Here is a 12,588-nt window from a genome sequence, read left to right on the forward strand (position 1 = left end):
CACTTCGTTGCGGCTGCACGACGTGGGCGTTGGGCTGGCGGATGGGCGTCCGGACGGAGCAGCGACGGGCACCGAGTGGCGCACCCCACCGCCGTGGGGCCTGGGGCTGACGCAGACGGTGCTTCCGGATGCGAGCTCTCTGCATGACGGGCGGGGCCCAGACCATGGAGGAAGCCATCCTCTGGCGCGGCGCGAAGCCAAGCCCGCGCGCGAGGGCTGAGGGGCCTCGGTCCGTGCCGCGCTGGTGACGTTCCTGGGTTCGCGCTGAAGGCCGGGGCGTCTCGGCGCGCCGGGCTTCGGCCCTGACTGGAAAATTGACGGAGTGCTACCTGCCTGTAGCGTCGAGGCCATGCCCCCTCCGGCCCTGACCCTCGTCGCCCCTACGCCGTCGCGCCGTGCAGACCCGGTCCGGGTGGCGGTGGAACAGCTCGCCCGCTCACTGCCTGCGCGCACTGACGCGGCTGTGCTCGTGGACCTGCTGGAGGATGACCTCCGTGAGGGACTGGACGCGCTCGGCGAGGTGGAGGCCCATTTCACGGACCTGCTCGACACGCTTCGCACGGAATCGGTGACACCGGCCGCCCTGGTGGAATCGGGCGATGACCTGCGCGTCCTTCAGCAGTTGGATTCACTCCACGACGCCGTCGTGCGGCTGCGCAAGCGCCTGTCCCAGGCCGCGAGCATGAATCGGCTGGCACATGCGCCGGTGCGCAGCCGCTGACACGCAGCTGTGAAGCCTCGTTCTTGCGCCTGCCCCAGCCGCAGGCAGTGTCAGCGCACGGCAGCGAACGCCGATGCACTGCCTCGCCAGTGCCCGTTGCAGGCCGAGAGCAGGCGACGGCCCGCGCCAATGCGCTACCGCTACCCGTCATCCCGGCGGCCTTGTCGTTACGAACCTCCACTCAAGGACCCGTCGCAGCAGGCGCGGCGGGCGCAGGAGCCGTCGTCGCGGGCCCCAACACGGGAGAAGGCGTCGCGGGCAGCGGGAGCGCTGGCGCGGCGTTGAGCGGCGCGGGCGTCCCCAGCAACGGCGCCGGAGTCCCGGCATTCAACGGCGCCGGCGTGCTCAGCAACCCTGGCGGCGGCGTGGCAGGATTCGAGTTGAGCGGAGGCTCGGTGGCGATGATTCCCGCGCTGGACTGCCCCGTGCCGACAAACGCATCGAACGAGCCCGGCGCCAGCGGCTGCACCGTGAACGAACCGAAGGTGGACGGAGTGGGCGGCGTCGCGAACGCCCCCGTCGTTCCTCTCCCGGGCGTCCCCGCCACCACGGTGGTCCCATCCAACGGCGTCGCCGGAAGCTGTCCCGAGTATGTCACGGGTGTGTTCGTCACCATCGGCACAGGCATGCCCCCACTGATGACCTCAGGCGTCACCGGCACCCCTGGCACCGTCGTGGTCTGCACGGGCGCAGTCGCCAGGCGCCCTGGAGCCGTCGCCGGCACCGTCACCCGCGTCACGGCCCCCGTATCCTGAAGCGCCCCAGCCGCCCCGCTGCCCCCCATGGCCGAAGGCGCGGGCGGAGGCGACGCGGTAACAGGCGCCCCTACCACGGCGGAGGGCGGTACCGGCGTCAGTGAGCGCCAGCTCAGCGGTGGATTGCCCGTGTTCTCCACGAAGGGCCGCGAACTCACCGCCGTGCCGCCCACGTCGATGGCTACGTCCTCGAACACGAACTGGATGAAGCCGCGCGGCTCGAGTTGCGGCGGGAGGTTCCACACCAGCACCACGAGCTCCGTGTCGTCGTAGCGAGCCTGCCGCAGCAGCCGGTGGGTGTCGTCATCCGCGTACGCGCCAGCGGCCAGCGCCGCCGCATGCACGAAGGCCGTGTCCGTCAGAAGCTGTCCGTTGCGCCAGACGCTACCCACACCCCAGACAGCCACCGCGGCATGGGTACGCGTCATCGCCGTCCAGCCCAGGCCACTGTCCCCATAGAGCGGGACGTTCAGCAACACGCCGCCGCCAATGGCATGTTGAGGCGCGCGAGGAGGCGGGCCCGAGCTCCCCTGCCCCTGCTCGGGCGGGAAACCAGGCCGCATCAGCTCTACCCGGTACTCCGTGGCCCCCAGGCGGAAGGACGCTTCCAGCGTCCCTTTGTCCCCAAAGGTGGCGCCCGGAAGGGATACGCGGTCCTCCACCGTCAGCGACGCGCTCCCCGTGCCGCTTTCAGCAAGGTCCGTGAAGGGAAGTGAGCCTTGGATGAAGAAGCCGTCTGGCTGCTCGGTCCTCGCGCTGGCCTCGCGGCCCTCGAACGTGAACCCGCCTGGCGCCGCGGCCAGCAAACCGGACAGAACGAACGTGGTGAAGGGTCCCGCCATCGACGCTGCCTCCTTGGTTTACAAGGTAGGCAGCGGAGCGGGGAACGGCATGCCCCACCCCTGCGAACTAGATGAGGCCGCGCGCCCTGCGGATCTGCTCGACCGTCTTGTTGTACTCGATGTCGAAGGCGCTGGTGCCCTCCTGCAGGTGCTTCAGGCGGGAACGGGCTTCCTTGTCGATTTCGTCGTCCACGTCGAGGTGACGCTTCATGACGGCGAAGATCTTCTGACGCAGCCCGTTATCCGCCGAGTACACCTCTTCGACGTTCCGGCTGATGAGCAGGAATTCAATCATCTGGTTGATGACGTACTCGATGCCCTCGTCGCCCATCTTGAAGCCGCGGACGTCCGCCATCTCGCGCTTCACCTGGTTGAACTTGGAATAGTCGTAGCCGCGACGCTCCAGCGCTTCACGCGTCGCCTGGTTCACACGCTCCTCGTTCGCAAGGTACTCACGCATGATGGCTGACAGGTCCATCTCGGCGTCGGCCACGCGCATCGGCTCCACCTCGATGTCCCCGTCCTGCATGAGCTGCTGAACGGCCTCGCGCGAGATGATCGGGATCACCTTCGGATACAGCCTCATGTCGGTCCCTCGCCCTCTGTGAAACGTGCTCGGAATCGTCAACCGCTATAGTTCAGCGCCGAGCCCAGTCGCAATGAAAAACCCCAGGAACGTCGCGCTTCCAGCGCACTTCCCATCAGGTCTGCAGCGGAAATTAATCACGCTGCCCCGGGTGGCGACCCTCCCTGCGTTTTTTCGTCGACGGGTTCGTGCGCGTCGTCAAGGGAAGCCTCCCGTACGGGATCTTCCGCATCCTCTTCTGGATGTCCGTGAAGGCCCGCATGGACGCGTTCCGCCATGGCCGGTCCGACGACCTCCGCGAGCTCTTCGATGGAGGCGTCCCCCACCCGCTTGAGCGAGCCGAAGTGCCGAAGCAGTTGCTTGCGCCGCGTCTCCCCCACGCCCGGGATGTCCTCCAGCGCCGAACGCACCCGGCTCTTGCGCAGCACCTGCTTCTGGAAGGTGATGGCGAAGCGGTGGGCCTCGTCCCGCATTCGCGTGAGCATGAACATCTCCGCCGAGTTCTGGGACAGGACGATGGGGTCCTTGCGCCCCACCACGAAGATGCGCTCGGGGCTCCGGGCGCTCTCCGCGTCGCGGTCGAACACCTCCAGGTCGCGGCTCTTGGCCAGACCCACCACGTCCACCGAATCCACGCCCACGTCCTTCATCGCCGCGTGCGCGCTGGCCAGTTGCCCCTTGCCTCCGTCGATGACGAGCAGGTCCGGCAGGTCATTGTCCTCCAGGCCCTTCTTCAGGCGGCGGGAGATGACCTCGTACATGCTGGCGAAGTCGTCCTGCTTCTCCAGCGTCTTGATTTTGTACTTCCGGTAGCGCGACTTGTCCGCGTCCCCGTCCGTCACCGCCACCTGCGACGCGACGATGGCCGAACCCTGGAAGTGCGAGATGTCGAAGCACTCCATCCTGCGTGGGAAGTTGCGCAGCCCCAGCCGCTGCTGGAGCCGGGACAGCACGGTGTCCGTTTCGTCCTTCGTGCGTCGGCGCTCCACGAAGGCCTGTTCAGCGTTCTTCGCCGCCATCTTCACCAGGTCCAGTTTCTCCCCGCGCTTGGGCACCAGGACGCGCACGCGCTCGCCCTTGCGCTCCGTGAGGAGTGCCTCGAGCCCCCCGGTGCCGTCCTCCAGCTCCAGCGGCAGCAGCACCTCCTCCGGCACGAAGCTGCCCTGGTCGTAGTAGAGGTTGACGAACGAGGCGATCAGCTCCTCGTCGGGGAACTCCTGGCTGCCGAAGGGGAAGGCCTGCCCGCCGTTGAGCCGGCCCTGCCGCACCCACAGGACGTAGAACAGGATGCGGTCCCCTTCCCGGTGGAAGGCGAAGACATCCTGGTCCTTGAAGTCGGTGGTGGCGACCTTCTGCCGCTCCAGGCTCCGCTCGATGGCGCTGAGCTGGTCTCGTATCCGCGCGGCCTCCTCGAACTTCAGCTCCTGCGCGGCGCGCTTCATGCGCAGGCGCAGGCCCTCCACCAGCTCCCCCGCCTTGCCCTCCAGGAACATCACCACCTCGTCCACGCTGCGGTGGTAGTCCTCCTGGGGCACCGGGTACACGCACGGGGCCGGGCAACGGCCAATCTGGTGCAACAAGCAGGGCCGCTTGCGGTTGGCCAGCACGTGGTCGGTGCACGTGCGCAGGCGGAAGAAGCGGTTGACCACCCGCAGCGTCTCGCGAATGGCCCCCGCGCTGGAGTACGGCCCGAAGTAGCGCGCGCCGTCGCGCTCGTACTTGCGCACCACTTCCAGGCGCGGATAGGGCTGGGTGCGGTCCAGGCGCAGGGAGATGAATTGCTTGTCGTCCTTGAGCAGGACGTTGAAGCGCGGCCGGTGCTTCTTGATGAGCTCGTTTTCGAGCAGCAGCGCTTCCTTCTCGTTGCTGACGAGCACCGTCTCCAGGTCACCCAGCAACTGGTCCAACAAGGACACGAAGACGCGCGTGTCGCCGGTGCGGTTGAAGTACGAGCGCACCCTGCTGCGCAGGTTGATGGCCTTGCCCACGTAGATGACCTGACCCCGGCGGTCCTTCATCAGGTACACGCCGGGCTCGGTGGGCAGTGCGTCCAGCTTCTCCAGGAGCTTCGCGTCCATGCCAGCCCCCGCCTACTTGCGGCTCCGGGCTCGCGCGGAGCGTCCTCCGCCCCCGCGTCCCTTGCCCTTCTTCGGGGCATCCGCTTCCGCCGCCTTCGCCGGGGCCCGCAGCAGCGAGCGCGACGCCGGCTTGAGCCCCAGGTCCATGTCCTTCAAGAGCTGCACGCGGTCCCGGTACTCGGCCGCCTTCTCGAACTGCATCTCGTCCGCGGCGGCGAGCATGTCCTTGGTGAATTCCTCGATGAGCCGCTTGATTTCCTTCGGCTGGAGGACGTCGTCCTCGCCTTCGGCCGCCATCGGCAGGGCGCCCACGTCACCCGCCTCGTAGGCCGCGTGCTCGGACAGGTCGGTGATGTTGCTCTTCACCGAACGCGGGGTGATGCCGTGCGCCTGGTTGTACGCGCGCTGGATGTCGCGGCGGCGCGTCGTCTCCTCCAGGGCCTTCTTCATGGAGTCGGTAACGTTGTCCGCGTACATGATGACGCGGCCGTTCACGTTACGGGCAGCGCGGCCAATCGTCTGGATGAGGGAGACGTGGCTGCGCAGGAAGCCTTCCTTGTCCGCGTCCAGGATGGCCACCAGGGACACCTCGGGGATGTCCAGGCCCTCGCGCAGCAGGTTGATGCCCACCAGGACGTCGAACTCGCCCTTGCGCAAGTCACGGATGATGGCCATGCGCTCAATCGCGTCGATGTCCGAGTGCAGGTAGCGCACGCGCACGCCGACATCGGAGAAGTACTCCGTGAGGTCTTCCGCCATGCGCTTGGTGAGCGTCGTCACCAGGACGCGCTCGCTGCGGGACACGCGCTGACGCACCTCCTCCAGCAGGTCGTCCACCTGATTGCCCACGGGGCGAATCTCCACCTCCGGGTCGGTCAGGCCCGTGGGGCGGATGATCTGCTCCACCACCACGCCCTGTGACTTCTGCAGCTCGTACTCCGCCGGCGTCGCGGACACGAAGATGGCCTGGGGCACCAGCTCCTCGAACTCACCGAACTTGAGCGGGCGGTTGTCCAGCGCGCTGGGCAGGCGGAAGCCGAAGCCCACCAGCGTCTCCTTGCGCGCGCGGTCGCCACGGTACATGGCGCCAATCTGCGGCACCGTCTGGTGGCTCTCGTCGAGCATCACCAGCAGGTTGCGCGGGAAGTAGTCGATGAGGCACGGCGGCGGCTCTCCCGCCGCGCGGCCGGAGAAGTGCCGGGAGTAGTTCTCGATGCCGCTGCAGTAGCCGACCTGCTCAATCATCTCCAGGTCGAACATGGCGCGCTGCTCCAGCCGCTGCGCCTCCAGCAGCTTGCCCTCGCGCTTGAAGGTCTGCAGTTGTTCGGACAGCTCGTCGCGGATGGTCTGAATCGCGCGCCGGCGCACGTCCTCCTCGGCCACGTAGTGGCTGGCGGGGAAGATGACGATTTTCTCCAGCGCGCCCAGCGTCACGCCGCGCAGCGGGTCGAACTCGGTGACGCGCTCCACCTCATCACCGAAGAAGCTGACACGTACGGCCCGCTCCTCCTCGTACGCGGGGAACACCTCGACGGTGTCGCCGCGCGCGCGGAAGGTGCCGCGGTGGAAGTCCAGGTCGTTGCGCTTGTACTGGGCCTCCACCAGCTTGCGCATGAAGGTGTCGCGGCCCATCTCCTCGCCCACCGTCGCGCGCACCGCCAGGTCCACGTAGCTGCGGGCCGCGCCCAGGCCGTAGATGCAGGACACGCTGGCGACGATGATGACGTCGTCCCGCGTGCGCAGCGAATGGGTGGCCGAGTGGCGCATCCGTTCGATGTTGTCGTTGATGGACGAGTCCTTCTCGATGAAGGTGTCCGTCGACGGAACGTAGGCCTCGGGCTGGTAGTAGTCGTAGTACGAGACGAAGTACTCGACGGCGTTGTGCGGAAAGAGCGCCTTGAATTCGCCGTAGAGCTGCGCGGCCAGCGTCTTGTTATGGGCCATCACCAGCGTGGGCCGCTGCACGTTGGCGATGACGTTCGCCATCGTGAACGTCTTGCCTGACCCGGTGACGCCCAGGAGCGTTTGGTAGCGGTCACCCCGCAGGACGCCCTGCGTGAGTTCGCCAATGGCCCTCGGCTGGTCGCCTCCGGGACGGTGTTCGCTGACGAGCTGAAAGTCCGACATACCCGCGAGACTTAACACCGCGCGGGTGGGAAGGCCGGATGTTCGTGACCGCGCTACTTCGAAGTGTCCTGCCGCTTCAACGCTTCCAGGGATTGCAGCCGGGCAGCCTCGAACTCGTCCCCCTTGTTCCAGCGCGGCAGCTCCGGTTGCCGGGCAACGTGGGCCCCCAGCAGGAAGAACAGGCGGATGTCCTCTACCGCGCCGGAAAAGTCCCAATCCGGACGCAGCTCGTCCGACGGCTGGTGGTAGTGCTTCGACTCCCAGACCTCCCGCTGCTGCTTGCCCCAGCCCTCCGGCTTGCCGATGAAGTCCATCCCACTGCCGAAGTACGCGGCGGGAATGCCCCGCTTGGCGAAGTTGAACTGGTCCGACCGGTAGAAGAAGCCACGGTCCGACAATTGGTCCGCCTTCACCACCCGGCCCTGCGTCTTCGCCAGGGCGACCAGCGTGGCATCCAGGTTGGACTTGCCCAGGCCGATGACGGTGAGGTCGCGGGTGCGGCCATGGATGTTGGCGCCGTCGATGTTGATGTTGGCGGCGACCCGGCCGTGGGGCACGGGCGGGTGCTCGGCCAGGTACTGCGAGCCCAGCAGCCCCTGCTCCTCGGCGGCCACGGCGGCGAAGAGGATGGAGCGGCGCGGCGCCTTGGGAAGGGCCTTGAACGCCTTGGCGATGTTGAGCATCGCCGACACACCAGACGCGTTGTCGAGCGCGCCGTTGTAGATGGTGTCCTCGCCCGGCTTGCCGCCTTCCTTGCGACCCAGGTGGTCATGGTGCGCGGTGTAGAGCACCACCTCCTGGGACAGCTTCGGGTCGCTTCCGGGCAGCAGCGCCAGCACGTTGGCGGTGGGACTGCGGCGCACCGTGTTGGTGAGGCGCGACGACACCGTCACTCCGAGTGGCACGGGCTGGAAGTCGCGCTTCTGCGCAGCGGCCCACAGCGCGCCCAGGTCCTTGCCCGCCAACTGCAACACCCGGCGCGTGGCCTGCTCGGTCGTCCAGGCCTTCACCTGGAGGCGGGGCACCTCCGCCGCGGGCAGCTCGAACTGCTCGCCCGTCCACGACGTCTGCACCACCTGCCACGGGTAGCCCGCGCTCGGCGTGGTGTGGATGATGATGGCGCCCGCCGCGCCCATCTTCGCGGCCTGCTCGTACTTGTAATCCCAGCGGCCGTACCAGAGCCGCGTCTTCCCCGCGAAGAGCTGCGGGTCATCCTCCGGGTCGCTGTTGAGGATGAGCAGCGTCTTGCCGCGCAGGTCCATCCCCTTGAAATCGTCCCACTGGTACTCGGGGGCCTGGATGCCGTAGCCCACGAAGACGAGCTCGGACGCCGCCAGCTTCGACTCGGGGGCCTGCACGCCGGACACGGCGATGAAGTCGTGGTGGAACTTCAGGTGCACCGCGCCCTGGGGCGACTGGAACGACAATTCCTCGGGGCTGCTGGTGACGCCCACCAGGTCAAAAGGCTGCAGGTACGAGCCGTCCGTGCCCAACGGCTGCAACCCGAGCGCCTCGAACTGCGAAGCGATGTACGCCTGCGCGAGCGCGTCCCCCCGTGTGCCGGGACCACGGCCCTCCAGCAGGTCATTCGCGAGGAAGCGCACGTGCGCGCGCAGCACCTCCGGAGCGATGACACCGGACGCGGACTTCTCCGCGGGCGTCGTCAACTGCACGCGCTGCGCGAGCGCCGGAGCGGAGCAGAGGGCGAGAAGCAGGGGCAGCGAGCGCATCATGGTGTCCCGAGCCCTAACACGAAGCCCGGGACACCCGAAGCACTGCATCAGCCCTGGAGCGGCGCCACCTTCCACGTCGTGCCAGCGGGCGTGTCCATGATTTCCACGCCCTTCTCCTTCAGCTCGCTTCGCACCCGGTCCGCGGCGGCGAAGTCTTTCGCCGCGCGGGCAGCGGTGCGCTCGCCCAGCAGGCGCTCGACCTCCGCCACGTCGATGCCCCGCTCGCGCACGGCGCGCTCGCGGCGGCGCAGCAGCCACGCATCGGGCGCGTCCTCGAAGAGGCCCAGGACGCCGGACACCCTGCGCACGTCCTCACGCAGCGCCTGCAGCGTGCGGCCCACCAGGGCCTTGTCCTTCACGGGCGGCTTGTCGGTCAGCTCGTTCATCATCCCGAAGAGGCCCGACAGCGCACCCAGGCCGCCCGCGGTATTGAAGTCGTCGTCCATGGCGGACTCGAACTCGGTGAAGAAGCGCTGCGGTTCGCCATGCAGGGGCCCCTTGCCGAAGTCCTTCCCCGAGATTCGCTCGTCCACCTTGCGGAGCGTCTCGTAGAAGTACTCCATGCGCGTCTCCGCATCCGCCAGCGCCTTGTCGGAGAACGACAGCGGGTGGCGGTAGTGCGTGGCGACGAAGAAGAAGCGCAGCGCTTCCGGGTCCACCTTGGTCAGCGCGTCGCGCAGGCGCACCACGTTGCCCAGCGACTTGGACATCTTCGCGCCTTCCAGGTCCAGGAAGCCGCAGTGCATCCAATACCGCGCGAACGTCACCCCGTTGGCGGACTCGCTCTGGGCGATTTCGTTCTCGTGGTGGGGGAAGATGAGGTCCAGCGCGCCGCCGTGGATGTCGAACGTCTCACCCAGGTACTTCGCGCTCATGGCGGAGCACTCGATGTGCCAGCCCGGACGGCCGGGACCCCAGGGGCTCTCCCATGCGGGCTCTCCCGGCTTGGCCGCCTTCCACAGGGCGAAGTCGAGCGGCTCGCGCTTCTGCTCACCCGGCTGCACGCGCTCGCCTACGCACAGCTCGTCCAGGTTGCGCTTGGACAGCTTCGCGTAGTCCGCGTCGCTGCTCACGGAGAAGTACACGTCGCCCTGGGAGGCGTACGCGTGGCCCTTGTCCACGAGCTTCTGGATGATGGCGATGATTTCGGGGAGGTGGTCGCTCACCCGCGGCGAGAAGTCCGGCTCCAGCAGGTGCAGCGCCCGGGTGTCCTCCCGGAAAATCTCCACGTAGCGTGCCGCCAGCTCCACGGGGGCCTCCCCCGTCTCCGCGGCCGCCTTGATGATTTTGTCGTCCACGTCCGTGAAGTTGCGGACGTACCGGACCTTCAGGCCCCGGTGACGGAGGTAACGGACCACCACGTCGAATGAGGTGAAGGTACGGGCATTCCCGATATGGATGTAGCTGTAGACGGTAGGACCACAAACGTAGACCCCCACCTCGCCAGGAATGGCGGGCTGCAGCAGCTCCTTCTGCATGGTCATCGTGTTGAAGAGCCGAATGGCGGGCGGGGTCACGTGCGGCAATCCTCTCGGGTCCATAGGCGTGGGTGCGTCCCGCACTCTAGAGTCTCGGGTCGCGGACAGGCCAGTATTCGCAAGGGGTTCGTCGCCGCCCCCAATCTGGGAGAATGGGCATCATGGCTCCACCGAACCCAAAGCGGCCCCCTCGGCCGCCCCGCCCGCCCGGTACGCAGGCGCCCCAGGATTCAGACGTGGAGCTGCCCTTCGATGACGACGAGGTGGATCCGCTCCAGGCTGACGACCCGCGTCCCCAGCGGGTGCCCCAGTTTCCCGCCGGCTCCCGCCGCAGCCGGCGCCAGGGCCCGGGAGGGCGCGCCAACAGCGACCGCGAGCTCGCCTCCCGCTTCGACACCGCGAATGAGTACTCGGACCCCGGGTACGCGCCTGCCTTCCTGTACGTCGAGCGAGGCCCCGGCGCCGGGCAGTTGGTGCCCGTCAAACAGGGGGCGCTGGTCATCGGGCGGTCCTCCTCGTCCGACCTCCGCCTGCAGCACCCGTCCATCAGCCGCCGGCATGCGCACCTGACCCGCCGCGGCGAGCGCTTCTTCCTGAAGGACCTCAGCAGCCAGAACGGCACCTTCCTCAACCGCCATCGCATCACCTCGGAGGTCGAGCTGATGCCGGGGGACGAGGTGTCCCTCGGCAATGCCCTGCTGCGCCTGCGCGGCCCCGGTGGAACCCCTGCCCTGGGTGTGCCCGCCGTCTCCCACGACGACAAGCCGCCTTCGCGCAGGGCCTTGAGCACGGTGGGTGTGGCCCTGGGCGCCGCGGCGCTGGGTTCGGGTGTGGCCGCGCTCATCGCGCTGCTTTCCATGCGGATGGCCGGCGGCACGGAGCACACCTCTCCCGCCCCGCCACCCGCGGCCCCCCAGAGTGCGGCCGCCGCTTCGCCGACCGTGGCCGTGTCGGGTGCGCCCACGCGGCTCGACATGGAAGTGCCCGCAGCCAGCAGCGCCGAGAAAACAGGCGACACGGCAACTGGAGTCGCGACGGCCATCACGGAGAATCCGCCTCCCGCCGCGGAGAACGCGCCCTTGACGCCCAAGGCCACGGGCATCAGCGCCCTGAACGTGGCGCGGGGCACCACGAAGCAGGTGCGTCCCGTGGCCGTGGCCCCCTCGAACAAGCGGGCGGCTGGGGCACGCGATTCGGCGGCGGCGCCATCCGACGCCCCCTCCGCGAAGGAGGCCGAGGTCCTGCGCCGCTACGAAGCGGGAGATTTGGCGGCGGCCCGGGACCTGGCCCAGGCGGAGAAGCTCACCGCGCTGCACGGGCAGCTCATCCGCTTCGAAACCGCCGAGGCGCAGGCGAAGAAGGCCCTGGCGCAGCGGGACTTCCCGGAGGCCATTGCCCAGCTGACGCTCGCCATTTCCGTGGACGATGCCCTGGCACATGGCTGGAGCAAACACGGGCCGCCCCTGCGCAAACAGTTGTCGCGACTCCATGTCCAGGTCGGCTCGGAGCATGCCGCCGCGGGCCGGATGAGCGAGGCGCGCGCCGCCTTCGAGCAGGCCCTGAAGCACGACACTGGCAACCGCGAGGCCCGCGAGCAACTCGGCCGGCTCACCGGCGCTTCAGCCCCCTGACCAGCAGCATCGCGTTGAGCACCACGAAGGTGACCAGCGCCAGGCACACGAGCAGCAACCCCCTGTCCGCGCCGGGCCGTTCGCCTTCGATGAGCAGCCACAACCGGCCGTCCCGCGGTTGGAGCTCGCCCATGCGCTCCATCAGGGTCAGCGCATCGCGGTAGCGAGGGGCATCCTCTTGCGCCAGCAGCCGTCCTCGCACGGCGAAGGGACGCTGGTCGGGCTGCGGCGGTGGACGACCATCCATCCACTGCTCCCCCGGGAGCGCTGGCCGGCGCACCACGAAGGGCGAGTCCCGTAGTCCCACGAGGACATACAGCGCGCCGTCCGCGCGCTCATAGGCGCCCCGGACCGTGGGCACGCCATGCACCTGGGCGTATCGGTTGGAAACGAGCGCCTCGAAACGGTACGCCCCTTCCGCCCCCAACGTCAGCGGCACGCTTGGGGACAGGAAATACGACAAGTCCTTCCACTGCATGCCGAGCAGCACCAGTCCCACGGCGATGGCCATGACCGCGGCCATGGGACGTACGCCCACGCGGCGGCGTGACAACCGGAACTCGAGCTCCGCGATGCGGCGCGCTCGCGCCTCTTCCGAGGGGGATTGCGGCAGCTGCTCACTCATGGGCGGGCATGA

Annotated in this window: 9 protein-coding genes and 1 pseudogene; 3 read left to right on the forward strand and 7 right to left on the reverse strand. The window is 68.2% G+C overall.

The annotated features are described in order from the left end of the window. Position 1: 1 nt before the first annotated feature. Both FMP39_RS37815 and FMP39_RS06420 read left to right on the forward strand, forming a co-directional pair. Positions 2-154 (forward strand): annotated as a pseudogene (locus FMP39_RS37815) (di-heme oxidoredictase family protein); the annotation flags it as partial. 195 nt (positions 155-349) lie between these two features. Beyond that, positions 350-721, forward strand: coding sequence for a hypothetical protein (locus FMP39_RS06420; RefSeq protein ID WP_194858262.1), 372 nt, complete (start codon positions 350-352; stop codon positions 719-721). A 181-nt stretch (positions 722-902) separates the two neighbouring features. Here the strand turns inward: FMP39_RS06420 and FMP39_RS06425 are convergent, their stop codons facing one another. From FMP39_RS06425 to cysS, 6 genes are all read right to left on the reverse strand, one after another. Then, a complete protein-coding gene (locus FMP39_RS06425) occupies positions 903-2,318 on the reverse strand; it encodes a hypothetical protein (RefSeq protein WP_141589097.1) in 1,416 nt (471 codons plus the stop codon). Between the two features lie 67 nt (positions 2,319-2,385). Further along, on the reverse strand, positions 2,386-2,904 hold the full coding sequence (locus FMP39_RS06430) for a DUF507 family protein (protein WP_011552704.1): 519 nt from the start codon (positions 2,902-2,904) through the stop codon (positions 2,386-2,388). Between the two features lie 137 nt (positions 2,905-3,041). Beyond that, entirely contained in the window at positions 3,042-4,982 is a 1,941-nt protein-coding gene (gene uvrC / locus FMP39_RS06435) for an excinuclease ABC subunit UvrC (RefSeq protein WP_141589098.1), read from the reverse strand. Positions 4,983-4,994: 12 nt separating this feature from the next. After that, positions 4,995-7,109 (reverse strand): excinuclease ABC subunit UvrB, encoded by a 2,115-nt coding sequence (gene uvrB, locus FMP39_RS06440; RefSeq protein WP_141589099.1) that lies wholly within the window; start codon positions 7,107-7,109, stop codon positions 4,995-4,997. A gap of 53 nt (positions 7,110-7,162) precedes the next feature. Then, positions 7,163-8,890 (reverse strand): M28 family metallopeptidase, encoded by a 1,728-nt coding sequence (locus FMP39_RS06445; protein ID WP_141589135.1) that lies wholly within the window; start codon positions 8,888-8,890, stop codon positions 7,163-7,165. Then, entirely contained in the window at positions 8,890-10,383 is a 1,494-nt protein-coding gene (gene cysS / locus FMP39_RS06450; protein ID WP_194858263.1) for a cysteine--tRNA ligase, read from the reverse strand. Before cysS ends, FMP39_RS06445 begins: the two co-directional genes overlap by 1 nt. A gap of 98 nt (positions 10,384-10,481) precedes the next feature. Here cysS and FMP39_RS06455 point away from each other — a divergent pair, with 98 nt between their 5' ends. Continuing rightward, complete coding sequence (locus tag FMP39_RS06455) at positions 10,482-11,951, forward strand: FHA domain-containing protein (RefSeq protein ID WP_228557720.1); 1,470 nt, start codon at positions 10,482-10,484, stop codon at positions 11,949-11,951. On the opposite strand, the gene FMP39_RS06460 is transcribed toward FMP39_RS06455, so the two are convergent. Next, positions 11,929-12,576 carry a hypothetical protein gene (locus FMP39_RS06460; protein ID WP_141589102.1) on the reverse strand — a complete coding sequence of 216 codons (648 nt, stop codon included), beginning with the start codon at positions 12,574-12,576 and terminating at the stop codon, positions 11,929-11,931. The genes FMP39_RS06455 and FMP39_RS06460 overlap by 23 nt on opposite strands. Positions 12,577-12,588 lie beyond the last annotated feature (12 nt).

Source organism: Myxococcus sp. AB056, assembly GCF_006547365.1.
Classification (GTDB): Bacteria; Myxococcota; Myxococcia; order Myxococcales; family Myxococcaceae; genus Myxococcus; species Myxococcus virescens.